Origin of the sequence: Pseudomonas sp. FW300-N2F2, assembly GCF_017351655.1 — a bacterium.
GTDB lineage: Bacteria > Pseudomonadota > Gammaproteobacteria > Pseudomonadales > Pseudomonadaceae > Aquipseudomonas > Aquipseudomonas fluorescens_AA.
In genome coordinates this window covers 416,587-441,095 of record NZ_JACNDQ010000002.1, presented here as the reverse complement: position 1 = coordinate 441,095, position 24,509 = coordinate 416,587, and the positions used below count along the sequence as shown (strand labels likewise).

Below are 24,509 nucleotides of genomic sequence, written 5' to 3'. Positions count from 1 at the left end.
GGATGAATATGACGTTGACGGTCGAAAGTTTGGTGAGCATAGCAATGACCAACCCAATCAACGCACAAATCACCGCGCGCTTGCCTTCACTCGGTTTGAATCAATGCATGCTCACCGCTGGCTGCCTGTTCCAAGCCGTCTGGAATCATCAGTCGCAGCGGCCACCCGCTTGGGGCGTGAAGGATTACGATGTTTTTTACTTCGACCCCGACCTGTCCTGGGAGGCCGAGGATGAAGTGATCCATGCCGCCCAGCGTCTCTTCCAGGACCTCGACGTCAACATCGAGATCAAGAACCAGGCACGCGTCCACCTTTGGTACGGTCAGCGGTTTGGCAAGCCCTATCCTCAGCTTCAGTCGGCCAAGGATGGCATTGATCGTTACTTGATTGCGGGTACGTGTATTGGGCTGGATGTTGAAACCGGTGAGGTCTACGCGCCCTATGGCCTGGACGACATAGAGCAAGGCGTTCTTCGCATGAATCCAAGAAATCCCCAGCCGGACTTGTTCGATGAGAAGGCGAAAAGTTATCAGGCTCGCTGGCCGTGGCTCAGCATCATGGAGAAATGAAGCAAACCGCCATAATCCTGTGGCGAGGGAGCTTGCTCCCGCTGGGTGGCGAAGCCGCCCCAAAACGTTCTTCCAGACAAACGGCATCGACCAGTCTACGACGGCTACGCCGCCGAGCGGGAGCAAGCTCCCTCGCCACGGAGTGCGGTCTTTAAGGCTATGTATGTAACTTGCTGCCGCCTTCGCGAGCAAGCTCGCTCCCACAGGAGATTGGCGGTGGGTAGCGGTTCTGTGGAGTTCATCCTATCCACTCAACCTTGACTCATCGTCCCCGAAAAACTCGCCTCCACCGGCCCGATAAGAAAGACCGCGCCCAGGCCATCCCATTGCACCGTCACGCTGCCGCCATCACATTCAACCTCGACGGTACTGTCCAACAAACCACGACGAATCCCATTGACAACCGCACCGCACGAACAGGACCCCGACCCCAGCGCAATACCCGCCCCGCGCTCCCAGATGCGCAACCGAATATGCGTACGATCAATGATCTGGACAAAATGAACGTTGGTCTTGAGCGGGAACAGCGCGTGGGTTTCGATGGTCGGGCCGATCGTCGCGATATCAACGCCAGCCAGGTCATCGACAAAATAGGTGCAGTGGGGATTTCCCATGCTGCAGGCGGCTGGACTATCAGCAAGTGGCAAGGCAGCGGTGTCCAGTTCTTGCGCCAAGGGAATGTCCGACCAGCCGAAAAGCGGCACGCCCATGTCGACGGAAATGCCGCCGGTTGGCGTACGTTCGCAAGTAAGCAAACCACGGTTAGTGCGCAGTACTAGCGAAGTCACATGTGCTTCGCGCATGAGCAGGTCCGCCGCACCTCGTGTCGCGCTGCCGCAAACATCCAGTGCAGAACCATCTGCGTTCCAGAACATCACCCGCGCATCGGCATCGTCGCAATCGAGCAACACTGCGAGTTGGTTGAAGCCTATGCCCCGATTCCGATCCCCCATCCGCTGGGCCATGGCACTCGTCACCGCACTGGCCGAATTTCGCGAATCGACAATCACGAAGTCATCGCCATTGGCATGCATCTTGTGAAAGCTCAGTTGCATGCAAACGCCCTGCTGGAGATAGAAATGGAATTACCGTCAGGGTCTTTGGCGTTGGCAAAAGAGTAACCGTCCGCCCTGTGCGTCGCGCCAAACTTCAGGCCCTGGGCCAGGCACTTTGCCTTGAAACCTTCTACATCCTGGAGATCAAAGACAAGCTTTACGGTGACTTGCCCCGTTTTAACGGCCTTCCCCGCAGGGTGAACCATCAGGATCGCGCCACCGTTTGCAGGGCTCAATTCGGTGACGCGGTCATCGACTTTTCTTTCACTGGTAAAACCGAAGTGACGCTCATAAAAATCGCAGGTCGCTTGAACGTCCCGGACATACAGCATGATTCGATTGAGTGACGGTTGCATGGGTTCTTCCTTGATCATTGTGAGTGTTGCGCTTGCCCATATGCCTTGGTCATGACCGCCCAGGTCTTGGCGTCGGCAGGAATCAGATGCTCGATACGCAATGAACTCATGGTGATGTCGAACGGCATGCCGAAGGTTGTGAACGTTGACATGAACGTCAGCTCACCCTGGGGAGAGTCGACTCGTGTCAGCAACAACGGAGGCAGTTCGTTCGCCAGCGCCGCAGCGCTGCGTGGGGCCGGCAGGCTCTTCAGAATCTCAGCCAACGCGGGATTGTTCAAGGCTTCCCGAGATGCCCGTTGCCAGGCCACTACTCTTATTTCCTCGGCGTTGCTCAAACGATCGCCCAAGCCGCCGGGTTGCAGCAGTGTCACCAAGAGGTTGAGTCCCTCTGCCGCTTCCCTGGCAAGCCCAACCAGATCGAACAAGACACCCGCGCTGGCATTCGCGGCAAGGATGTTCCATTGAGCATTCAGAACAATCGCCGGAGCGGGGTTATTGGCGTGAAGTACATGGTCAATGGCATCACGTACCACTTCCATTGACGACGACGTGAGCGGCGTCGTTTCGTAGCGAGGGGCGTAACCACTGGCCAGGAAGATGTCATTGCATCGCTCCAAAGGTACATCCAGGGCAGTCAATAAGTTATGCAGAGTGCCGGGGCTTGGCTTGGCGCGCCCCGTCTCGATGCAACTAAGGTGACGCTGGGAGATGCCTGTGATCAGTGCGCAGTCCAGCTGACTCAGTCCAGCCTGTTGGCGCAAGTGACGCAGTTGCGCACCGGCCGAGGTTGGCGGCGTCGTTCGAGAAAAAGGTCGACTGGTCATCCGTTGACTCTGGCATTGCGGGTGAGCGGCGTCGATGACCTCTGAGGTCATTGAAACCATGACGGTCAAATCACTAGCCTATCTCCACTGATCAATGAACTTGTCCAAGGAGGCAAAGTGAAGAAACCTTACATCGCACTTGTCACGCTGCTGCTTTTTTCCGTGTACACAGCGAGTACTTTGTTTCTCGCCGAGCAATCGCTCCTGGCGTTCGGCATCGGGCTCATGTCTCGCCCAGACACCGCACAGGTCGTCATCGACCTTTATCTGCTCGCTTGCATGGCGTGCATCTGGATGTACAAGGACACACGTTCGAAAGGCAGGTCGTTCACATCGCTGCTGCCTTACCTCCTGATCACGGCCATCTTCGTATCAATCGGTCCACTGTTGTACATCGTCGTTAACGGATTTGGACGCCAATCGCCGGAGACAGGTATTCCCGATTACCCAGCTCCTTAAAGCGTCCCCCATCATGCGCATGCCTCCAGGCACGCCAGCACTTCAAACCGCTGGATCATAACCGCAGAAGACGATTGCAGCTCAAGGCCAATCAACAATCACTGCTTTCGGATCGCCCTGGCGCATCTGGGCCAGCTCAGCATCCGCCTTGGCTTGCGTCGCGTGGCAGAACTCGAAGGCGTTCTGGGTCTTGCCGGTCGGCCCCTTGGCCTCGGCCATGCACATCACCGCACCCGGCGCACAAACAGCGCTGTTAAGTTTGAAATCCCCCCAAACGCCAGGTTGTTCCTGCTTCACCTTGGCGATGTAGTTTTTGAGCGAGGGCTGCATGTCGCTCGCGGCTCCGGCGATCAACTTGACCGGGCTGACGCTAGCGCCGTAAGTGTGCTGGGTGGACAGTACGGCAGTGCAATACAGTGCATCGGCCGGAACCGCAGCAGCTACGCCATTCGCCATCACCGTCGGCGTCATCGATACTTGAGTTCCGCCGGGCCCGACCAGAACCGGCACGATGCTGAACGCATTGTTGCGCCATACCTTCAGGTTCACCCGCGAGCCAATTGGCGCTTTTGCAACGGCCACCCTGAAATCGATTGAATCGGCGATAAGCCCGTTATCCACTGCCACGATCACGTCTTGAGGCAAGATTCCGGCCTGTTGCGCACCGCTCCCCGGAACGGTTGACAGCACCACAACCCCAGCTGGGGGAGCTGACAGGGCCATGGCCCGCTTCGGATCGATGGTGTCGATGCTGGCGCCGATCCGGCCACGAGGTAAATTGGCGGGCTGGCAAGCTTTTTCCAGCCATACCTGGCTGGCCGCTTCTTTTCGAGCCGTGGCGACCTGCTTCATGATCGGCTCGGCGCTCGCCTGGTACATCGGCACTTCGCTGAGGGACATTTCGATGTACTCACAGGACTTGGAGCGATAGCGGTCAGGCGTTTCCCGGGTCACCAGTTTTTGCAGGTCAATGGGCGGCAGGCCTTGGGGCGCGGCAATGGTGGAGGTCGCGGGAGAGACGCTGGCAGAGTCCGCTGTCGCGACCGAGGAGACCACATAGGCGCCGGCCGCCAGGCCTACGGCACTGGTCATTACGCTGGTGTCTACTCCCCCCATGGGAAGCAGCATCGCACCGACTACCGCCGCCTCACCGAGACCGCCATCAGAGGCACAGCCAGCCAAGGCAGTGAGCGAAAGTACAACGGCGAGCCTGGTGCTTGATTTGAAGGCAGGAGCAGACATTTCGCTTCTCGGTGATGGATTCGAATGGATCGTGGCGCATCATGGCAAAGTGCCTTTAAGTTGTATATCGAATGCACGTTCGCCCGGATGCCGCCCGTCTCAATCACCACGGCAACGAAGTGCTTGGTTTGAGGTTGGACAGGATGATGGCCAAATAGTACCTTGCCTGGACCCGCCTGAACGCCACGACCCCAGAGAAGCCCATGTCGACAAAATGCCTTACCGCAATACTGGTGCTCTCCCCGCTCCTGGCGTCTTGCGTCAACCCCATGTACAGCGCCGCCGAGCGAGCCGAAACAGCGGAATACCTGCGCAAGGTCAGAGACCCGGCGACCTACTACGCCATGGATTGTGAAACGTTCCTGGCAACCAAACGGGGTTGGGAACAATACCCCAACATGGCCGCCGACCCCGTTAACCTCGTGATCCAACAGGTCGCCACACAACGCGACTGTTCAGCCGGCAGCGCTCCTGTGCCCAGCGCGGCTACGGTGGCCCCGACATCCGTGACGCCGGCGGCAATGCCCGTTCCCGTGTCCAATCAGTCGGGGTCCTTGGGCCTGCACATCACGCCTGTTACACCGACGGTGGCTCGGCAATTCGGCTTAGCCGCTGTCAGTGGCGTCTTGGTCTTGGGACCCGTACCCGGAAGTGGCGCTGAAAAGGCAGGCATGTTGGCCGGCGATATCGTTTTGCAAATTGCCGGGACTTCGGTCAATAGCCCGGCCGAGCTGACCGCTGTCGCCAGCCGTATTCGACCTGGTTTCGCGGCGCCGCTGAAGGTGTGGCGTTATCGGGCTCCCATCGATGTGCTGGTGGAAGTAGGCGACTCATCGGGCATGGCGCCCTCGGTAGCACCTGCGCCTGCGGCAGTCGTCGCACCGACGCCGAGCCTCCCCCTGGCCGCCCCCGTGACATCGCCAGCGAGCAATAGCGCGACAAATACTTCGTTCTGTTTTGCCCTGTTCGAGGCCAGGCAAGTCCAGGGGCTGAGCGACTATCCCTCAAGGGGCCTTATCACTCCCGTCTGGCAAGGCCCGGCACTGAGCGGCACACCGGCTCGTCTTGCCATGCCGGAGTTCCAGGCATTCACTCGGGCCCAAGGCTACGACGTGAAAATGCAACCGATGTTCTGCCAACCCATCGGCGCCAGCGAGCAGTGCCAGGCGCTAGGGTCGGAGAGCTTCATGCTGACCACTCGCAGCTTTACCGCGATGGTCAATTGCACTGAAACCTTGCAGGGCGTAGAAACAACGCGTGGTCTACTGCTCAAACAGTGGCCTTATCTGCAGACCACCGCGTGGCGTCCTTTGGCGGATCAATAATGGCTATCTCTCGAGCCAATCTTCCCGCGTCATTTCCCAGATTTCCTTAGGCAACGTCCCACAAACGAAGTCCCCCTGCTGCGTCGCAATCATGCGCATGCCTTCATGTTCCGAAACTTTACGTGAAGCCAGGTTGCCCACCGCCTTGGGCACTTGCATGACGGGGCGTCCCAGGGTTTCAAACCAATAGGCGTTGATCACCTCGCATGCTTCGCGCATGTAGCCCTTTCCCTGCCATTGCGGCGCCAGCCAGAAACCTCGGTGGTTGCCAGGCTGGTCGTAGAGGCTGATGCTGCCGATGCTCTGTGGCGGATCGTCGGCAATCCGGATCATCCAGTGCCACTCGCATCCGGCGGCGACAGCGGGGAGCGCGTGGTCGCGTACGTATGTCAGCGCGCCGTCATCCGGGTAAGGCCAGGGCACGCGACTGTCCAGGTAACGGACCACTTCCCAGTGTGGGAATAACCGTTGAATCGCCGGTGCGTCCGTCAGTTCAAGGGGGGTGAGGATCAGACGGCGGGTTTGGAATGTGGGGATGGTTGCATCATGAAAGTCCTTTTCAAACATCATGGGGTCCTTGAAAAACAACCCACTCCAGCGCTGTCCTCAATCCAGACGGCGACACAGATAGGCTTGGGTTTGATAAGGGAAATCAATAGTTTCACGCCCCCTCAAGGAGGGATGCGTGTCGATAAGATGCTGCAACTGATCACTCACCTTGGCCTTTTCGGCGGCAGGCAAGGCGGCGATGAAACTCACCGACAGGAAGCGGTCCATGATGACTTCCCTGGCGCTTCCTGAATGTGTATATCGAAAGCAGGTCAGTTCAGGAGTCGAAAAGTAGTTTCCTGTGAAGGGTAACTGCCACGACCCGGTATGAAAACGCGGGGTATCGCCTTCGTATGGAGTGATGATATCAGTGATAGCAGCCACCCAGTCCACCGACTCATCACGTACGTTCCAGATCAGGCCCAACCGGCCATTCGCCCTGAGCACTCGGTAAATCTCGGCAAGCGCTTTTTCATTTGCAAACCAGTGGAAGGCCTGGGCACACACCACTGCTTGTGCCATTCCAGATTCGAACGGGATACTGTCTGCCGTCCCCTCCACAATCCTGACGTCCGGCAGGCTTTGGGCAAACTCGGCACGCATGGCCTCAACCGGTTCGACTGCAATGACATCGAGCGCCATGGACTTCAACAATCGAGTGAATTTTCCTGTGCCGGCCCCTAGATCGATAACTGCCGATCCCGGAAGAAGATCCAATTCTTTTTCAAGCCAGGCACTCAGTTCACTTGGGTAGTTCGGGCGCCCCTTGGCATAGGTGTGGGCTTGCGATGAGAATCCAATCTGGGCGGCCTTTTGAATGTTTGCCATGAGCCACGATCCTCATTGTGAATGTTGCATTAGCTGGGCTGCCCCTGGATGGAAGGGAAGAATTATTGCCTAGCCGTTTTCAGGATCTTCAACTGTCTTTCTGCGGCCTTTCGAAACCACCACTTTGTATGTACCGGTACGAGCCTCTTTAACCGAATGTGCGGTCAAAGGGTCGCTACGAAAGCGGTAATGAGCTGAGGTTTTCTTGGCGGGAGGGCGAACGGTTTGGATAGGCGTCGCCTTTGCCGAGGCTGGCGGCAAGAAAGCACTCGGCTCCATCGCAAAGCGCTCTGCCAGTGCGTACGCCATCTTGTGACTGATGGGCCGATCCCCACTGAGCACCTTGGACACCGCTGTTTTATCACCTATTTCAGGGAGCTCTGAACCGGTGAGTCCGAGCGTTTCCATCAAATCCCTGATCAGTTGCACAGGGGTGCAGGTCGCCTCAAAAGCGGCATTCGATTGGCGAAACTGGTCGGAGTCGCGCTGGTAGGCCAGGATTTCATCCTCGAGTTCAACGAGAATTTTCTCCTCGGTCTTGCTCAGTTCACGCCCATCGGTGAGTTCATCGAGCAAGTCGGTCGCACGCTCATAGTCGGCGGGGGTCTCGATGCCATGCACAAACTCGCCGCGCAAGCGCTCTAGCACCGCATGCAACTCACCAAGCGTTGCGATCACGGTCTGGAAATCGTTCCGGTCTGCGCTCATCGTTTTACCCCTTTGTTTCTTGCATACCAGGCGTTGGCCACGTCGTAATCAGCATGCGTGTAGATGTGTTTGACGTAGAACTTCTGCCGGGTGTAGTTGACACCCCCTATCACCCTGAGATTATTTCCGCCTACGTCGATCACAACCCAATTCATTGCGGCTCTGGGCTTGAACAAATCAACACCGTGCGTACCGAAAAGCTTTTGCAGGTCCGCGAACGCCTTGGGGCGAGCCATCTTCAAAATGCGCAGGCAACGATCAAGTCCAGCCTTGTCGTTCGGGTACAAAATTGCAGCGTCGTCAAAACGTGATGGCGTGAGTATATCCATAGGCTTCCTTGTCTTTGAGCCAATGGTACTCTGGTTGTGTTTTTTCACAACATCGATGTGTTGGCGGCAGTTGGACTCATACTGTGGCAAGTAGGCGATTTGGCCGGCAGCATTGGGCCAAATGGGTTATCACCCACACATCCGGAGACAAAATCATGAACCCAGACCATCACACCACCCGGGACCTTAGCTCCGCTTGCGCCTCAACACAGCAAGTTCACTCAACTTGACCATCTCGCAACCGCCTTGAAGCTCCACACCTCACCCCGTCACACACCCCCGCGGCACCTTCCCGGCAAAACTGTCCACCAGACTCGCCACCACCATCTCCCCCATCCGCGTGCGGGTCTGCAACGTCGCACTCGCCCGGTGCGGTTGCAGCACCACCTGTTCATTGCCAAACAACGCCTCGGGCACGTGCGGCTCATCGACAAACACATCCAGCGCCGCACCGGCGATTTCCCCGGCGGTCAGCGCCGCCACCAGGTCGGGCTCGTTGACCAGTTTGCCGCGGGCCACGTTGATCAGGTAACCGCCCTGGCCCAAGGCGCGCAGCACCTCGGCATCGATGATGGCTTCAGCCTTGTCGGCGGCCGCCGCGAGGATCAAGGCGTCGCTGTCGCGAGCCAGTTGCTTGAGGTCGGCGACGAAGGTGTGGTTCACGTCGCTCATCGGTTGCAGATCGGTATAGCTGATCGGACAACCGAACGCCGCGGCGCGGGTTGCCACGGCGCGACCGACCCGGCCCATGCCGACGATACCGATGCGCATGCCGGACACCTGCCGGGCCAATGGCAACGGAGCCAGTGGCGTCGGGCTCTGGGGCCATTGGCCGGAACGCACGTAGCGGTCACTGGTGCACAACCCTCGGCACACGGCAATCAATAGGCCGATCGCCAGGTCGGCGACATCTTCGGTCAGCGCGCCGATGGTGGCGGTCACGCGGATTCCACGATCCCTGGCGTAGGCCAGGTCCACCGCATCGGTGCCCACGCCGTTGACCGCCACCACTTCCAGTTGGGGCAGTTGCGCCATGAGCGCCTGGCTGATGCCCGTATGCCCACCAGTGATCACACCGCGAATGTTGGCGCCGTGTTCTTGTAGATAGGCTTGTTTGTCAGCCTGTTCGAAATAGCGCCGTACCGTGAACAGCTCGTTGAGCCGGGTATTGATTTCAGGGATCAGGATCGGGCTGAGCTGCAAGACTTCTGGCTTCATGTAGACCTCGTAACGGAATAGGAAAAAACTGATTCAAGCGTAATCAGGTGTGCTCGCCACGCATGCACACCCTCAAAAATGAACAGCGCCCAGGCTCAACCGCGACCGGCAAACGGCATGGCCGTGGCCATGACGGTCATGTTCAAGACGTTGGCCGACAACGGCAGACCGGCGATGTAGCGCACCGCGTCCGCCACATGCTTGACGTCCACCATCGGCTCCACCGCGATGCTGCCGTTGGCCTGACGCACGCCCTTGGTCATGCGCACGGACATTTCGGTGAGGGCGTTGCCGATGTCGATCTGGCTGCAGGCGATGTTGTATTCGCGTCCGTCCAGGGCCAGGGATTTGGTCAGCCCCAGCACCGCGTGTTTACTGGCGGTGTAGGCACTGCTGAATGGCCGCGGGGTGTGGGCCGAAATCGAACCGTTGTTGATGATCCGCCCACCCTGGGGCTGTTGCCGGCGCATCAGGCCGAAGGCACCACGGGCGCACAGGAAAACGCCGTTGAGGTTGGTGTCGATCACGTTTCGCCACTGCTCGAACGTGAGCTCATCCAGCGGCACGGCAGGCGCATTGACGCCGGCGTTGTTGAACACGACGTCCAGGCGTCCGTAGGCCTCGGCGATGGCGGCAAACAGTGCATCGACACTGGCCGGATCGCGCACATCGGTGGGTACCGCCAGGGCTTCGCGCCCCTCGCAGGCCGCCAACTCGACCAATGTCTGCAAGGGCTCGGGGCGGCGCCCGGCCAGCACCAGCGTGTAGCCGTCTGCCATCAGGCCCAGGGCCACCGCGCGGCCAATCCCGCTGCCGGCGCCAGTCACCAGAGCCACTTTCAATGTGTTGGACATGTGGATTCTCCCTTCTCGAATTCAGTCAGATGAACGCGGACCGACGCGCATTTCCAGTTCGCCGATGCCATCGATGCCGGCCGTGATGACATCCCCCGGCTGCAGCACATCGACGCCTGCCGGGCTGCCGGTCATGATCAGGTCGCCGGCCCGCAGCGCCACCGATTGGGAAATGCGGGCGATCACTTCACTGACCGACCAGATCTGGCTGTCGAGGCTGTCGCGCTGGCGCTCTTGACCGTTCACGTTCAGCCACAACTCGCCTTCGGGGTGCCCCGCCCGCGACACCGGCACGATGGCCGTCATCGGCGCGGCGCCGTCAAACACCTTGGCGCCCTCCCACGGCAAACCGTTGCCCTTGGCCAGGCGCTGGACATCACGCCGGGTCAGATCCAAACCCGCCGCGTAGCCCCACACATAGGCCAGCGCCTGGCTCTCAGGGATGTTGGCGCCGCCCTCCCCGATGGCCACGACCAATTCGATTTCGTGAGCGAACTCCTCAGTCACCGATGGAAACGTCACGTCACCGACCGCTTCCACCACGCAACTGGCAGGTTTCATGAAAAACACGGGTGGGACTCGGGATTCACCCTGGGTATCGGGCCAAGGGTAGTTGCGACCGACGCAAAAGACCCGGCCGACGGGAAAACGCTGTGGGGTGCCAACAACCGGCAGGGTCACTGGCAAGTCCGGGGTAAAGACATACTCGGGCATGTTCATCCTGGTAAAAGTCCTGATAGAAGCGTCAGCGTACGGCGGCAATCCCCGGCTAAGTTGGAGGAATGCCGCCTCGTGTTGGAGAAAAACAGCTTTTTTCCGGGCTCAGCGCGCCTTGAGTTCAATGCGATACAAACGGCCAAGCAGCAACGAATAGGACAAGGTGCCAATCAGCGCCACACCGCCGATGAACCAGAAGGCCAAGGCAAATGAGCCGGTCTTGTGGACAATCGCGCCAATCACGATGGGGGTGACAATCCCGCCGATGTTGGCCGCCAGGCTGGTGATCCCGCCGGTCAGCCCGATCAGCTCCTTGGGCGCCACTTCCGACACCGCCGCCCACGAGGACGAAGCGATGCCCTGGGCAAAGAAGGCAATCGTCAGCACGGCGATGCAGATCACGTTCGAATCGGTGAAATTCACCAGCACGATGGACATGCCCAGCATCGACCCGACCACCAGCGGCAACTTGCGGGCAAAGGACAGCGAATAACCGCGGCGTATCAGCAGATCGGAGACGATCCCGGCGAGCAGGATTCCCACTGTCGCACCCACGAACGGCAGCACGGCGAAGATCCCGGCCTTGATCATGGTCAGTTGACGCTCTTCGATCAGGTACATGGGGAACCAGGTGAGAAAGAAGTACAGCGCCGAGGTGCTGGCGAACTTACCGATGCAAATCGCCCAGACCTGCCGATAGCTGAACAGCTCGGCGATCTGCCGCCAATTGAACCGGGTGCGCTCTTGGCTGCTCTTGACCAGCCCGCCCCCGGCTTCGATGTACTTGAGTTCTTCCTTGCTGACTTTCTTGCAGTTCATCGGGTCGCGATACAGGAACAGCCAAGCCACACCGAAAACAATGCCGAGCGCACCGGTGCTGTAGAACACATGGCGCCAGTCGTAGGTAGTCGCCAGCCACAGCAGCGCACCGGTAAACAGCGCCGTGCCCAGGTACTGGCCGCAGACGTAAATACTGCTGGCGAGACCCCGCTCGCGCGCCGGGAACCACACCGTGACCGCCCGGCTGTTGGCCGGAAACGCCGGCGCTTCCATCGCACCGACGGCCAGGCGCAGACCGAACAACGAAGCGAAGCCCGTGGCAAAGCCCTGGCACACCGTGACGGTCGACCAACTGATCAGCGACACCCCGTAGGTGAACCGGGAACCGAAGCGATCGGCGATGAACCCGGCGGGTACCAGTGCAATGGCGTAGGTCCAGGCAAACGCGGAAAAAATCAGGCCCATTTCGATCTTGTCCAGGCCCAGGTCCTTGGCGAGGAAGGGTGCGGCAATCGAAATATTCACTCGATCGATGTAGTTGATGATCGTCGCGATCAGCAGCAACGACAGCATGAACCAACGCCGCCGCGACGGCAGGCGCTCAGGCACCACGGCGTCCCGGGCGCTGGCAATTTGGGAGGTGTGGGAATTCGACATGGTGGACCTCATTATTGTTAGAAGCGTCGAAATGTTTACGAGCAGCCGAAATCAATGCCCTCGATGCCGGGGCAGAACAATCGCTACAGGAATGAGAGGCGAACAGCCGGTGTCAGGTGTTCAAAGAGGCCTTGCAACAGGATCTGTCGCAGGAGCAGTCGGGAGGGTCAGCGTGGAACAGGAACAGGCTCATGATGTGCGCACCTTTTGATTGTTTTTGGATGGAGGGTCGGGTTGCGTGGCCCAACAGTGGTCGTACAACCATTCAAAATCAACTGAGGTGTTAGATCATTTTTCCCGGTTGAAACCGTGCCCAAGAAACCTGTCCAAAAAAACAAGATCGCTGAGTTTTTTAAAACCGTTTTTACAAACAACATAACTAACTGTTTTTTAAAAGATAAATACTATAAATACGAATTTGTCGTTTTGGACAACCAACCGCCATCCTCGGGCTCCAGAAAATTCAGTCTCGGCACCCCGTCATCGTATAACGCCTTGAAAATCGGCCAGATGCACCGTCACAATCGTCGTCACCGCCATGCCCCGCAAAGGATTCCCAGGAGATGTCATCACCGAGCCGAGTCCCCACCTATGTCATGCAGCAACGCAGCGAATTGACGGACTTCTACATCCGCGACAAAAAGGGCCGACGCGCCGAAACCAGCCCGCATCGCCATGAGTACTTCCAGATCCAGATCAACCTCGGTGGCGACACCGTGCAACACATTGGCAACGTCGAGCGTCCGTTTCCACGCAACACCCTGGCCTTCATCCTGCCCCACCGCGTGCATGTGATTCCACATCCGGCGGACAGCAACTTCATGGTGATCAATTTTTCCCAGACGTTCCTGTTGCCACATTTGCAGTGCGACCCGATGGACCTGGAAGAAGTCTCGATTCTGCTGGCGCCGGAACTCTCGCCGTTTCGTTTCCAGGAGCACCTGGACTTCATTCTCGGCGACGACGATTTCGCCAAGGTATGCGCGTTGATCACGCAAATGCGCGCACTGGACGAGCATCGACAATTCGGTACCCGCGAGATGCTCAAGGGTTTGTTGCTGCAACTGATTGGCAGCGTCTGCGCCTTGTACGCCGAGCCGCTCAAGCGCTTGGCCGAAGAAAACGCCGCCGAAGTCAGCCGACGCGATGCGCTGGGCCGAATGTCCGAATACCTGCGCAAGAACATCGCCGACCCGGACCTCAACCTGATCAAAGTGGCGGCGGCGACCTACCTGTCGCCGACCTACCTGACCCACTGGCTGCGCAAGGAAATCGGCAAGACCTTTACCGAACTGGTGCTCGAACGTCGAATGCATGCGGCGCGCAATTACTTGCTCAATGGCACACGGCCTGTGGGCGAAGTGGCGAGGTTGTGCGGGTTTGCCGACGAGGCTTATTTTTCCAGGCGTTTTCGCCAGATACATGGACAGCCGCCAGGGCAGTTCAGGCGCCAGCAGTTGAATCCGGACAGTCCGCAGTTGCCGTTGAATACATAAGCCGACAATCGCGAATACGGCTCACCGCAGGATCAACACCGCCGCCACCGCAATCACCGCCACCACGCCAAAGACCATTCGCGCGATCCACGGCGCGGTGAGCCAGACGCCGGTCACCCCGGCAATCTGCCCCACGTTCTTCTCGGTCAGACGGAAACTCGGCTCCCGGAAAGGATTGCCGCAATGTGGGCAGGCGTAGGCCTTGTCGGAGACTCGGGAAGCGCATTCAGGGCAATCGATCAGACTCATTGTGCGACCTCAGGGAGAGACGAACTTGGGGTACTGACAAAGACCACGCATTTCCGGTTTTTGTTCTGAATCGAGTAAACCTTTTGGAGAGCACGCTATGGAAAAGCGAACGGCTTCACAGCCAACAAGATAGCCCAGCCACTACTGCGGGGGTTTTACGCGCCGGATAAGATCGTTCAGCACGTAGGTGTCCAGAAAGGCTGTGACTTCAATGATCTGACCATTCTTGAGGGTCATGTGCCACAGGTAGGTGTTGTTGTAGGGTTTGTGATCAAGCGCCGTCGCTGTCCCTTCCCACAGAACAACCACGACATCATTCTGAGCAACGATGCTCTGCACCGAGGGGACGATCGGTGTTGCCAGTCGCGCGGTAATCGGCCGCACGACTTGGGCCAGCTCAGCCTTGCTGTTATAGACACCTGAAACAGGACTCGTCCCGGCCACGGTCCATTTCGCATTGGGCGCCAGCAGATCGAACACCGTGCCTTTGCCCTGCTGCCAGTTAGTGAACGCCTGGCGGACCAGAGTCGCATTCGCGTGTTGGGTGTTTTCCGAAGCCCAGACGTTGTTCGTAAAAAATATTAAAGACAGTGCAAGAGCCTGGACGCGCCAAGCGAAATTCATCCATCTGGTCATGATGTTCTCTCACAGCAATGCAGTTGATAAGACGCTCTTCCAGGAGAACCTTAACGGCATGTGCCCAGAAACCTTTGCCTGATACTGCTGTGAAGTTGCCTGATGCTATTCAGTGGCGAGGCTGCACAAGCAGCCGCTCATCAAGCAATTTGCCGTGCCTTTCTACCTTCAGTCTTAGCGACCTTCTTGAACCTGTGCTCAAACTCCCCACACCGGGAAGCTATCGCACACCAGGGGAGATTTTTTCATTCCGAAAGAGAGGCTGATTTCCAGAATCGCCCGGCCAGCCAGCGACTGACACTCAAGGCCCAGGTAAACAGAGCGATCAATCCGACACTAAGCAGCATCCCCTTCACGCCCGTGCTGCTGATGAGCTTTCCGGTGATAAAGGGAAACCCGAAAACACCAATGAAGTAGGACAGGCTGAAAAGCAGCAGTGCTTGTGCGGTCAGTCCAAAACTCAGACTGGAAATTCGCACCTTTAGCGCTGACGGCGTATCACCTGGGTGCCATTGCCCCTATCGTCATTTTTCAGACAGCAGAAACCACAAAGCCCCTGGTTTTCTTGGAAAACCAGGGGCTTTGTGTGTATCGAATTTGGCGGTGAAGGAGAGATTCGAACTCTCGATACAGTTTCCTGTATACACACTTTCCAGGCGTGCTCCTTAAGCCACTCGGACACTTCACCGTATCTCGGCAAACTGTTCAGTCTGTCGAGGCGCGCTAATGTAGTCGAAAGCTTTTCCGATGGCAAAGGTTTTTTTCAGAATTTTCATGCGGTTAAGCTTGGCTGGGCATTTCAAACGCGTCTGGGCAGGGCAAACCGGCCAATCTTCGGGGCGGTATAGGCAACGCTCTATAGATGAAGGCTTGGCGGGATGGGCGGGCCAGGCTGTTTACGGGGCTTGGGGCTGACCGGTGAGTCAGTCACGGTGCTTTACCTGGCCTGCGGCGGTGGGTAACGTCTGCGACACTTCTCTTACAAGGAATAGCGTCATGAGCGACTTGATTGCCTACCATCTCGAAGACGGTATCGCGACCCTGACCTTGAACAACGGCAAGGTCAATGCCATCTCGCCGGACGTGATTGCCGCGTTCAACGCTGCGCTGGACCAGGCGACGGCGGATCGGGCGGTGGTGATCATTACCGGGCAGCCGGGGATTCTGTCGGGTGGCTACGATCTGAAGGTGATGACCGCCGGTCCCAAGGAAGCGGTAAGCCTGGTTACGGCCGGCTCGACGCTGGCCCGTCGCCTGTTGTCACACCCCTTCCCTGTCGTTGTCGCTTGCCCGGGGCATGCGGTGGCCAAGGGTGCGTTCCTGCTGCTCTCGGCGGATTACCGCATTGGTGTGGAAGGGCCGTTCAGCATTGGCCTGAACGAAGTACAGATCGGCATGACCATGCACCACGCCGGTATCGAGCTGGCTCGTGATCGCCTGCGCAAGTCGGCGTTTCACCGTTCGGTGATCAATGCCGAGATGTTCAATCCCCAGAGCGCTGTGGATGCGGGTTTCCTCGACAAGGTGGTGTCGGCCGAGGAACTGCAAGGTGCGGCTCTGGAAGCAGCGCGTCAGTTGAAGAAAATCAACATGTCCGCCCACAAGAACACCAAGCTGAAAGTTCGCAAGGCCCTGCTGGAGACGCTGGACACGGCGATTTTGCTGGATCAGGAGCATATGGGCTGACGCTTGTAGGAGCTGTGCAGCGGAGCGAGGCAGCACAGCTCCTACGGGCCCAGCGGGAGCAAGCTCCCTCGCCACAGATGTCCCCCTCCCCTAGAGCAGGGTTTTTTCCTACGCGCGTCGTTTAAAAGTCCGCAACCGCTCTAGGCCGCTTCCGTCACGCCATGTGGAAACATGCGCTTAAACATCGTCCATTTCCTACCTCTATAGGGGCAATTGCCGAAAACAGTGCACATCCGTACACTGCGCCACCTTTTGTCCCGATGGGGCCTGTAGATGCTGTTTGTATTGCGTATGTTGTTGATGGGCCTGCACTTTGTCCTGGCGGGTGTGCTCGGGGTGATTCTGGGCCTGTGCAGACCGTTCAATCCGGACAACAGCCGTTTATGCGCAAGGCTGTACGCTTTGCCGGCCATGTGCATCTTGCGCCTGCGGGTCCGGACGCAGGTCGACACGCTAGTGGATAAGCCCAACGGCTGCGTCATCATCGCCAACCATCAGTCCAACTATGACTTGTTCATGTTCGGCAACGTAGTGCCGCGTCGCACCGTGTGCATCGGCAAGAAGAGCCTGAAATGGGTGCCGCTGTTCGGGCAGTTGTTCTGGCTGGCGGGCAATGTGTTGATCGACCGTGGCAACGCGATCAAGGCACGACGGTCAATGCTGACTACCACCCATACGTTGCAGCACGAGGACACCTCGATCTGGGTTTTTCCGGAAGGCACGCGCAATCTGGGCGAGGATCTGCTGCCTTTCAAGAAAGGCGCATTCCAGATGGCAATCGCCGCCGGAGTCCCGATTATTCCGGTGTGCGTCAGCAGCTACATCAAGCACATGCGCCTCAATCGCTGGCGCAGTGGTGACATCCTCATACGCTCGTTGCCGGCGATTCCTACGGCCGGATTGAGCATGGATGACATGCCCCGGCTCATCGCCCAATGCCGTGAACAAATGCGTGAATGCATTGCGACAATGGACCGGCAGTTACAAGCCGCGTAATGGAAAACCCGCCCCTCGGCGGGTTTTCTTTTACCACCGAACTCCGCAGATTTTGCTGACTCTCAAGCTACAGGGCGCGCTAAGCTGAGCGTTGCCTGCCACTGCCATTTTCCAATAAGAAGTGAACCACCATTATGGGTAGAGTCGTTGCTGCTGCGGTCTACAGCGCCGGTAAGAAAGTCACCAATATCACCCTCGACGAAGGCAGTGCCTGGGCTGCCAAACCTGGTCATTTTGTATGGATCGGTCTCGAAGAGCCCAGTGCCTTGGAGCTGACCAATCTGCAACGTCAATTCAACCTGCACGAATTGGCCATCGAAGATGCCATGGAGAAACACAGCCGGCCCAAGTTGGAGACCTTTGGCGATGCGCTGTTTATCGTCACGTATTCGCCGATACGCAAGGACGGCAAGCTGCAGTTCATCGAAACCCATATCTTTGCCGGCAAGGGCTACATCATCACCGCTCGCAACGGTCATTCAGCCTCCTACGCCCACGTCCGACAACGTTGTGAGGCACGTCCGCTTTTGCTGAAACATGGGGAAGATTTCGTCCTCTACGCCATCCTTGATTTCGTGATTGAAAACTATCAGCCGATGGGGGAAGCCATTCACGCCGAAATCGATGAGCTGGAACGCAACGTCATGTGCAGTTCCCTGAACGAGCGGGATATCCAGAACCTGCACAGCTTGCGCCGCGACGTGTTGCGCCTGCGTCGCTACGCGGCACCGATGGTGGAGATCAGCGAAGAGTTGCAGCGACTCGACTTCCCCTTCATCGATAAGAACATGAGCCCCTATTTCCGCGATGTGCAGATCCATGTCACGCGGCAAATGGAAGACCTGGCGACCCTGGCCGACATCGCCAGCCAGACCATCGAAGTCGGCGTGCTGCTTGAGGCGTCGCGCCAGAGCGTGGTGCAGCGCAAGTTCGCGGCGTGGGCGGCGATCCTGGCGTTTCCCACGGCCGTGGCCGGGATCTATGGGATGAACTTCCAGGACATGCCGGAGTTGAGTTGGCAGTATGGGTATTTCGCGGTGCTGGGGGTTATTGCGGTGGGATGCTCCTCGTTGTGGTGGAGCTTCAAGCGATCGGGGTGGTTGTAGGCAAGCGTTTTTCGAGGGTGTTTGGTGGCATTCATCGTGAGCAAGCTCGATCCCACAGCTGTTTCGGATTGGGGCCTACCCAATCCCCTGTGGGAGCGAGCTTGCTCGCGATGACAGCGGCACATCCGACATCAATGCCAACTGTTCCACCGCTATCGCGAGCAAGCTCGCTCCCACATTAGAGGGTGGTGATCTTTAGCCTTGGGTGGTTTCGGCCTGCGGCTTGTGTGCGACGAAACGCATCATCCACTCCGCCACCGTGGTGCCATGATGCTCGTGGGCCAGGCTCGCCACGCCCTGGCTGTAGATCTGCTCGCCGAGGTGTTGCTGACGAATCTCCAGCAAGGCCCGGGAATAATCGTGGATGAACTCCGGGTGGCCCTGGAAGCACAGTACCTGGTCGTTGATGTGATAGGCGGCGAACGGACAGAAATCGCTGGAAGCGATGACGGTCGCGCTTTCGGGCAGTTGGGTGACCTGGTCCTGGTGGCTGATCAGCAAGGTCAGCTCTTCCATCACCGGGCTCATCCACGGCGCCTTGGCGGCAAGTTTGTAGCGATGGGTGCCGACGCCCCAGCCTTGAGTGGCGCGTTCGGTCTTGCCGCCCAGCAACAACGCCAACAGCTGATGGCCAAAGCACACACCGAGCAATTTATCGCCCCGCTGGTAGCGCTCCAGCAGGTAGGTCTTGAGGGTTTGAATCCAAGGGTCGGTGCCGAAGGAGTCAGCCTTGCTGCCAGTCACCAGATAAGCGTCGAACACCTCGTCATCGCTGGGGTAATGCCCCTCCATCACGTTGTACACGATAAATTCGGCCGCGATGGGCTGCTGTGAAAACAGGCGCTGGAACATCTGCCCGTAACCCTGATATTGGTCGACCAGTTCCGGACGCAGGATATCGGTTTCCAGAATGCAGATGCGTAGTGACATAAAAAATACCTGACACGATGATGGGAATATTGCACACCCCAGAGCCTGCCCTGAAACACGGTTCCAAGGCAAGCCCCTTCCCCGGTCTGTCAGAACAGTTCGTGCCGGGCGGCTTTCTCCAGCAACAAGGCCGGCGGTGAGAAACGCTCACCATATTGCTCGGCCAGATACTGGGCGCGACCGACAAAGTCCTGCAGGCCATACTGGTTGATGAACTGCAACGCACCGCCGGTCCAGGCCGCGAAACCAATGCCAAAGATCGAGCCGATGTTGGCGTCGGCTGTCGAAGTCAACACCCCCTCCTCCACGCAACGCACAGTCTCCAAGGCCTGGATGAACAGCAGGCGATCACGGATATCCTGGGGCGAAATCTGCCCATCGGCTTGCTCGAAGCGGCTCTTCAGCTGCGGCCACAGGTACTTCTGCCCGTTGGCCGGGTATTCATAAAAACCGGCGCCGGCAGCCTTGCCCGGCCGCTTGTATTCGTTGAGCAGCAAGTCAATCACGGCGAATGCCGGGTGCTCAATCGGCGTTTTCCCTTCTGCGTGCAGGTCCTTGGCGGTTTGCGCGCGGATATGGCTCATCAGGCTGAGGGAAACTTCGTCAGAGATCGCCAGAGGCCCGACCGGCATCCCGGCCTTGCGCGCTTCGGTCTCGATCATTGACGCACTCACGCCCTCGCCGAGCATGGCGATGCCCTCATTGGTAAAGGTGCCGAACACCCGCGACGTGAAGAAACCGCGACTGTCGTTGACCACAATCGGGGTCTTGTTGATCTGCAGGACAAAATCGAAACCCCGAGCCAAAGTCGCGTCACTGGTGCGTGCGCCCTTGATGATCTCCACCAGCGGCATTTTTTCCACCGGGCTGAAGAAGTGCAGGCCGATGAACTTTGTCGGGTCCGGCACGGCCATGGCCAGGCCAGTGATGGGCAAGGTCGAGGTGTTGGAAGCGATCACCGCGTCGTCGCCCGCCACCGCCTGGGCCGCAGCCGACACGCTGGCTTTCAGGGCGCGATCTTCAAACACCGCTTCGATGATCAGGTCGCAACCGGCCAGGTCAGCATCGCTGTCGGTGGCTTGAATCCGCGCCAGCGTGGCTTCGCGCTGCTCGGCCGTGAGCTGGCCGCGGGCGACCTTTTTATCCAGCAACGCCGCCGAGCAGGCCTTGCCCTTCTCGGCTGCCGTCAGGTCGACGTCTTTGAGGACCACGGCAATGCCGGCCACGGCGCTGACATAGGCGATTCCCGCCCCCATCATGCCCGCACCGAGCACGCCGACTTTTTTCGTCAGATAAGGCGCCACACCTTGTGGGCGAGAGCCACCGGCCTTGATCTCGTTGAGTTGGAACCAGAGGGTGCCGATCAGGTTCTTCGCCACTTGGCCGGTGGTCAGTTCGGTGAAGTAGCGGGTTTCGATCAGGTGCGCGGTGTCGAAATCCACCTGGGCACCCTCCACCGCCGCGCAGAGGATTTTCTCCGGTGCCGGCAGGCAGCCCTGGGTCTTGTTGCGCAGGATCGAGGGAGCGATCGCCAGCATTTGCCCGACTTTCGGGTCGGACGGCGTGCCGCCCGGGAGCCGATAGCCCTTTGCATCCCAGGGTTGCACGACGCTGGGGTTGGCCAGAATCCAGGCCCGGGACTTGGCCAGCAGTTCCTCACGATCCTTGGCCAGCTCATCGATCAACCCGGCCTGCAGCGCTTGCTGTGCACTGACCTTCTTACCTTCGAGCAGATACGGCAGGGCCTTTTCCAAACCGAGCAGGCGCACCATCCGCACCACCCCGCCGCCCCCCGGCAGCAGCCCGAGAGTGACCTCCGGCAAGCCGAGCTGCACCGATGGCTGCTCCAGCGCCACGCGATGATGACAAGCCAGGCAGATCTCCCAACCACCGCCGAGGGCCGCGCCATTGATGGCCGCCACCACGGGCTTGCCCAGGGTCTCCAAGGCTCGCAGTTGCGCTTTAAGCTGCAGGACCATGTCGTAGAACGCCTTGGCCTCGGGCTTGCCGACCTTGACCAGTTCATTGAGATCACCACCGGCGAAGAACGTCTGCTTGGCCGAGGTGATGATCACACCGGCAATCGCGTCCTTTTCAGCCTTCAAACGGGTGACGCAAGCGGCCATGGCCTCGCGGTAGCGCGCATTCATGGTGTTGGCGCTCTGGCCCGGCATGTCCAGGGTCAGGACGACGATCCGGTCCTGGCCGGTTTCGTAACGGATGGCAGCGGTCATGAAAAATGTTCCTTGAAGTCGGGCTCAGAGGCGTTCGATGACGGTGGCAATGCCCATGCCGCCGCCGACACAGAGGGTCGCCAGGCCATAGCGCAGGCGACGCGCCTCCAACTCGTCGAGCAACGTGCCAAGGATTGCGCAGCCGGTGGCCCCCAAGGGATGCCCCAGGGCGATGGAACCACCGTTGACGTTGACCTTGGCGGGGTCGATGGCCATGTCCCGGATGAACTTGAGCACCACCGAGGCGAAGGCTTCGTTGACTTCGAACAGGTCGATGTCCTCCACCCGCAGCCCGGCCTTGGCCAGGGCCTTGCGGGTGGCCGGCGCCGGGCCGGTGAGCATGATGGTCGGGTCGGTACTGGTGACGGCCGTGGCGACGATCCGGGCCCGGGGTTGCAGGCCCATGGCGCGTCCCTTGGCTTCGGAACCGATCAACATCAGCGCCGCGCCGTCGACGATGCCGGAACTGTTGCCCGGCGTGTGCACATGATGGATGCGTTCGACATGGCTGTAGACCCGCAGCGCCGTGCCGTCGAAGCCCATCTGGCCCATGGCTTCGAAACTCGGCTTGAGCTTGCCCAGGCCTTCGAGCGTGGAGTCGGCGCGGATGAATTCGTCGTGGTCCAGCAACACGATGCCATTCTGGTCCCGCACGGCGACCAGGGATTTATCGAACGAACCGTCGGCCCGGGCGCGTGCCGCTTTTTGCTGGGAGTGCAGTGCGTAGCGGTCGACGTCCTCGCGGCTGAAGCCTTCCAGGGTGGCAATCAGGTCGGCGCCGATGCCCTGGGGAATGAAGTGGCCCTGCAGGTTGGATTGCGGGTCCAGCGCCCATGCACCGCCATCGCTGCCCATGGGCACCCGGGACATGGATTCGACGCCGCCGGCCACCACCAGGTCTTCGAACCCGGAACGCACCTTCATCGCCGCCAGGTTCACCGCTTCCAGGCCCGAGGCGCAAAAACGATTGAGTTGCACCCCCGCCACGCTGACATCCCAATTGGCCACCAACGCAGCAGTCTTGGCGATATCGGCACCCTGCTCGCCCACGGGCGTCACGCAACCGAGCACGATGTCGTCGACCTGGCTGGTGTCCAAATCCATGCGCTGGCGCAAGGCACTGAGCAGGCCCCCCATCAGGTTCACCGGCTTGACGCTGTGCAGGGCGCCATCAGCCTTGCCCTTGCCACGAGGCGTGCGTAATGCGTCGAAAATCAAAGCTTGGGTCATGACATCCTCGAAACCACGGGGTAATGCGACGCCTCCAACCATAAGCCCAGCGGCGCCGGATTCAATGACCACAGCGCTCAATGGCGTTGACGGCCACGCTCAGACGAACGGTAGCGAGCTATCGGGTTAACCGATTCAGGAGGGCAAGCTGTCTAGCAAAAGGGCCGGCAGGAAGGTGGCAATAGGCCTCATGCTGTTTTAATAGCGATAAGTACCCAGTTGATACGAATTGGATCTAAGCCAAGGCGGCCGCGGCCCCTAATGTAATCCTTGTACAAGTTAGTCGTCGGGTTTTGCCGAGGCGCTTGTCGGAACAGGAAGTGCAACGCCAGCCATCATGGATATGCAGGCTGGTTTTCAGGACATAACAAAAAAGGCGGATCAGCCATGTTCAAACATTCGAAAGTTCGTCAAGCCGGACTCATTCTCTTTGCCACGACGCTGCTGTTGATTTTGCCGAATATCACCAAGGTGATTGGCTGAATCCTGCGCGGGGGCACCTGCTTCATCCAATACGTTGTGTCGCCAAAAAATGTGATGGGTTCACTGTTCGAGCTGCGATGGCTGTGCCAACCTTTGCGGCCACCCCCTCGACATGGAAGGCGATCGACTTGAAAGCTCTCATTGTGTTCGGGGCGTTGCTGCTCAGCACGCCCCTTTATGCCGCGCAACTGGTGCTGGAGTTGGGCGCGAGCACGCGCACCTGGCAAACCGAAGAACTGCTCAAGCATCCGGACGCTCAAACGGTCGAGATTGCTGAGGACGTTTCCTACAAGAAACCCATGAGTTATCGAGCCGTGCCGCTGACGTCCCTGTTGACGGGCATCCAGCCGGACGACCACCTGCAGGCCGTTGCCCTGGACGGCTTCGCTGCCGAGATGCCCGCGGCGCCATTACTCAACAAGAGCGGGGCCCGGGCCTGGCTGGCGATCGAGGACCCGGCCAAGCCGTGGCCGTCGCTGGGGGAAGGCAAGTCCAGTGCCGGGCCTTTCTATCTGGTCTGGACCGACCCGCAGGCAGGCCGCATCAGCCCGGAACAATGGCCCTATGCGGTGGCGAGCATCAAGCGCCTGTCGGCGGTGGCTGAACGCTTCCCGGCCCTGCTACCAGCGCCCAACCTGGCCAAGGACGACCCGATCAATAAAGGTTTCGCGCTGTTCCAGAAGAACTGCCTGGCGTGTCATCGGCTCAATGGCGCTGGCGATGCACAGTTCGGCCCTGACCTGAACATTCCTTTCAATCCCACCGAATACTTCTCCGGGGATTTCCTCAAGCGCTACATTCGCGACCCGCAAGGCCTGCGACGCTGGCCCCAGGGCAAGATGCCCGGGTTCTCGGCGGCGGTGTTGCCGGATTCGGAGCTGGATTTGCTGGTGGGTTACTTGAAGCATATGGCGGGGCGCAAGCAGCCGCTGACTCCATGAGATCGCTTTTGTGGCGAGGGAGCTTGCTGCCGCCGGGCTGCACAGCAGC

The 24,509-nt window shown here is 59.0% G+C and carries 26 protein-coding genes and 1 tRNA gene; 8 read left to right on the top strand and 19 right to left on the bottom strand.

The window, feature by feature from the left end; translation table 11 throughout:
• Positions 1 to 8 precede the first annotated feature (8 nt).
• On the top strand, positions 9 to 569 hold the full coding sequence (locus tag J4E63_RS16750; protein ID WP_192261696.1) for a nucleotidyltransferase family protein: 561 nt from the start codon (positions 9 to 11) through the stop codon (positions 567 to 569).
• Between the two features lie 251 nt (positions 570 to 820).
• On the opposite strand, the gene dapF is transcribed toward J4E63_RS16750, so the two are convergent.
• Genes dapF through J4E63_RS16735 form a run of 3 tightly spaced genes read right to left on the bottom strand, consistent with a single transcriptional unit; the run spans position 821 to position 2,807 of the window.
• The gene (gene dapF, locus J4E63_RS16745; RefSeq protein WP_207282703.1) at positions 821 to 1,624 is read right to left on the bottom strand and encodes a diaminopimelate epimerase; all 804 of its coding nucleotides are present in this window, start codon (positions 1,622 to 1,624) and stop codon (positions 821 to 823) included.
• A complete protein-coding gene (locus J4E63_RS16740) occupies positions 1,615 to 1,980 on the bottom strand; it encodes a VOC family protein (RefSeq protein WP_060741326.1) in 366 nt (121 codons plus the stop codon). The genes dapF and J4E63_RS16740 overlap by 10 nt, the downstream gene beginning before the upstream one ends.
• Before the next feature lie 14 nt (positions 1,981 to 1,994).
• Complete coding sequence (locus J4E63_RS16735) at positions 1,995 to 2,807, bottom strand: helix-turn-helix domain-containing protein (RefSeq protein ID WP_259333912.1); 813 nt, start codon at positions 2,805 to 2,807, stop codon at positions 1,995 to 1,997.
• Between the two features lie 117 nt (positions 2,808 to 2,924).
• Here J4E63_RS16735 and J4E63_RS16730 point away from each other — a divergent pair, with 117 nt between their 5' ends.
• A complete protein-coding gene (locus J4E63_RS16730; protein WP_207282702.1) occupies positions 2,925 to 3,266 on the top strand; it encodes a DUF2834 domain-containing protein in 342 nt (113 codons plus the stop codon).
• A gap of 81 nt (positions 3,267 to 3,347) precedes the next feature.
• On the opposite strand, the gene J4E63_RS16725 is transcribed toward J4E63_RS16730, so the two are convergent.
• Positions 3,348 to 4,508, bottom strand: coding sequence for a PDZ domain-containing protein (locus J4E63_RS16725; protein ID WP_060741324.1), 1,161 nt, complete (start codon positions 4,506 to 4,508; stop codon positions 3,348 to 3,350).
• A 269-nt stretch (positions 4,509 to 4,777) separates the two neighbouring features.
• Here J4E63_RS16725 and J4E63_RS16720 point away from each other — a divergent pair, with 269 nt between their 5' ends.
• A complete protein-coding gene (locus J4E63_RS16720; protein ID WP_207282701.1) occupies positions 4,778 to 5,833 on the top strand; it encodes a S1C family serine protease in 1,056 nt (351 codons plus the stop codon).
• 3 nt (positions 5,834 to 5,836) lie between these two features.
• On the opposite strand, the gene J4E63_RS16715 is transcribed toward J4E63_RS16720, so the two are convergent.
• The 8 genes from J4E63_RS16715 to J4E63_RS16680 form a co-directional block, all read right to left on the bottom strand.
• Positions 5,837 to 6,400 carry a GNAT family N-acetyltransferase gene (locus J4E63_RS16715; protein WP_207282700.1) on the bottom strand — a complete coding sequence of 188 codons (564 nt, stop codon included), beginning with the start codon at positions 6,398 to 6,400 and terminating at the stop codon, positions 5,837 to 5,839.
• A gap of 39 nt (positions 6,401 to 6,439) precedes the next feature.
• On the bottom strand, positions 6,440 to 7,210 hold the full coding sequence (locus J4E63_RS16710; protein ID WP_207282699.1) for a class I SAM-dependent methyltransferase: 771 nt from the start codon (positions 7,208 to 7,210) through the stop codon (positions 6,440 to 6,442).
• A 69-nt stretch (positions 7,211 to 7,279) separates the two neighbouring features.
• The gene (locus J4E63_RS16705) at positions 7,280 to 7,918 is read right to left on the bottom strand and encodes a type II toxin-antitoxin system HigA family antitoxin (protein ID WP_207282698.1); all 639 of its coding nucleotides are present in this window, start codon (positions 7,916 to 7,918) and stop codon (positions 7,280 to 7,282) included.
• The gene (locus tag J4E63_RS16700; RefSeq protein ID WP_207282697.1) at positions 7,915 to 8,247 is read right to left on the bottom strand and encodes a type II toxin-antitoxin system HigB family toxin; all 333 of its coding nucleotides are present in this window, start codon (positions 8,245 to 8,247) and stop codon (positions 7,915 to 7,917) included. Before J4E63_RS16700 ends, J4E63_RS16705 begins: the two co-directional genes overlap by 4 nt.
• Positions 8,248 to 8,508: 261 nt before the next feature.
• Positions 8,509 to 9,465 carry a 2-hydroxyacid dehydrogenase gene (locus J4E63_RS16695; RefSeq protein WP_207282696.1) on the bottom strand — a complete coding sequence of 319 codons (957 nt, stop codon included), beginning with the start codon at positions 9,463 to 9,465 and terminating at the stop codon, positions 8,509 to 8,511.
• 95 nt (positions 9,466 to 9,560) lie between these two features.
• Positions 9,561 to 10,319, bottom strand: a complete 759-nt coding sequence (locus J4E63_RS16690) for an SDR family oxidoreductase (RefSeq protein WP_103310963.1) — start codon at positions 10,317 to 10,319, stop codon at positions 9,561 to 9,563.
• 21 nt (positions 10,320 to 10,340) lie between these two features.
• A complete protein-coding gene (locus tag J4E63_RS16685; RefSeq protein WP_207282695.1) occupies positions 10,341 to 11,039 on the bottom strand; it encodes a fumarylacetoacetate hydrolase family protein in 699 nt (232 codons plus the stop codon).
• Positions 11,040 to 11,141: 102 nt separating this feature from the next.
• Complete coding sequence (locus J4E63_RS16680; RefSeq protein WP_207282694.1) at positions 11,142 to 12,473, bottom strand: MFS transporter; 1,332 nt, start codon at positions 12,471 to 12,473, stop codon at positions 11,142 to 11,144.
• Positions 12,474 to 13,036: 563 nt separating this feature from the next.
• On the opposite strand from J4E63_RS16680, the gene J4E63_RS16675 reads away from it, so the two are divergent.
• Complete coding sequence (locus J4E63_RS16675) at positions 13,037 to 13,969, top strand: AraC family transcriptional regulator (protein WP_060741314.1); 933 nt, start codon at positions 13,037 to 13,039, stop codon at positions 13,967 to 13,969.
• Positions 13,970 to 13,990: 21 nt separating this feature from the next.
• Here J4E63_RS16675 and J4E63_RS16670 read toward each other — a convergent pair whose 3' ends face one another.
• The 4 genes from J4E63_RS16670 to J4E63_RS16655 all read right to left on the bottom strand — a co-directional run bounded on the left by J4E63_RS16670 (position 13,991) and on the right by J4E63_RS16655 (position 15,542).
• Entirely contained in the window at positions 13,991 to 14,218 is a 228-nt protein-coding gene (locus J4E63_RS16670) for a hypothetical protein (RefSeq protein WP_060741313.1), read from the bottom strand.
• 141 nt (positions 14,219 to 14,359) lie between these two features.
• Positions 14,360 to 14,842: a nuclear transport factor 2 family protein gene (locus J4E63_RS16665; protein ID WP_060741312.1), complete on the bottom strand. Its 483-nt coding sequence runs from the start codon at positions 14,840 to 14,842 to the stop codon at positions 14,360 to 14,362.
• 257 nt (positions 14,843 to 15,099) lie between these two features.
• Positions 15,100 to 15,333, bottom strand: a complete 234-nt coding sequence (locus J4E63_RS16660) for a hypothetical protein (RefSeq protein ID WP_259333911.1) — start codon at positions 15,331 to 15,333, stop codon at positions 15,100 to 15,102.
• A 119-nt stretch (positions 15,334 to 15,452) separates the two neighbouring features.
• Positions 15,453 to 15,542, bottom strand: a tRNA-Ser gene (locus J4E63_RS16655).
• Between the two features lie 308 nt (positions 15,543 to 15,850).
• Here J4E63_RS16655 and J4E63_RS16650 point away from each other — a divergent pair.
• The 3 genes from J4E63_RS16650 (at position 15,851) to J4E63_RS16640 (ending at position 18,642) form a co-directional block, all read left to right on the top strand.
• On the top strand, positions 15,851 to 16,540 hold the full coding sequence (locus J4E63_RS16650) for a crotonase/enoyl-CoA hydratase family protein (RefSeq protein ID WP_060741273.1): 690 nt from the start codon (positions 15,851 to 15,853) through the stop codon (positions 16,538 to 16,540).
• 273 nt (positions 16,541 to 16,813) lie between these two features.
• Positions 16,814 to 17,536 carry a 1-acylglycerol-3-phosphate O-acyltransferase gene (locus J4E63_RS16645; RefSeq protein ID WP_207282693.1) on the top strand — a complete coding sequence of 241 codons (723 nt, stop codon included), beginning with the start codon at positions 16,814 to 16,816 and terminating at the stop codon, positions 17,534 to 17,536.
• Positions 17,537 to 17,670: 134 nt separating this feature from the next.
• Positions 17,671 to 18,642 (top strand): magnesium and cobalt transport protein CorA, encoded by a 972-nt coding sequence (locus J4E63_RS16640; RefSeq protein ID WP_092204682.1) that lies wholly within the window; start codon positions 17,671 to 17,673, stop codon positions 18,640 to 18,642.
• Between the two features lie 195 nt (positions 18,643 to 18,837).
• On the opposite strand, the gene J4E63_RS16635 is transcribed toward J4E63_RS16640, so the two are convergent.
• The 3 genes from J4E63_RS16635 to J4E63_RS16625 all read right to left on the bottom strand — a co-directional run bounded on the left by J4E63_RS16635 (position 18,838) and on the right by J4E63_RS16625 (position 23,036).
• Entirely contained in the window at positions 18,838 to 19,572 is a 735-nt protein-coding gene (locus J4E63_RS16635; protein ID WP_207282692.1) for an amidotransferase, read from the bottom strand.
• Between the two features lie 89 nt (positions 19,573 to 19,661).
• Positions 19,662 to 21,806 (bottom strand): 3-hydroxyacyl-CoA dehydrogenase NAD-binding domain-containing protein, encoded by a 2,145-nt coding sequence (locus J4E63_RS16630; RefSeq protein ID WP_207282691.1) that lies wholly within the window; start codon positions 21,804 to 21,806, stop codon positions 19,662 to 19,664.
• Between the two features lie 24 nt (positions 21,807 to 21,830).
• Positions 21,831 to 23,036 carry an acetyl-CoA C-acetyltransferase gene (locus J4E63_RS16625; RefSeq protein WP_060741268.1) on the bottom strand — a complete coding sequence of 402 codons (1,206 nt, stop codon included), beginning with the start codon at positions 23,034 to 23,036 and terminating at the stop codon, positions 21,831 to 21,833.
• A gap of 611 nt (positions 23,037 to 23,647) precedes the next feature.
• Between J4E63_RS16625 and J4E63_RS16620 the strand changes: the two genes are divergently transcribed.
• Entirely contained in the window at positions 23,648 to 24,460 is an 813-nt protein-coding gene (locus J4E63_RS16620) for a cytochrome c (protein ID WP_103307976.1), read from the top strand.
• Positions 24,461 to 24,509: the final 49 nt, after the last annotated feature.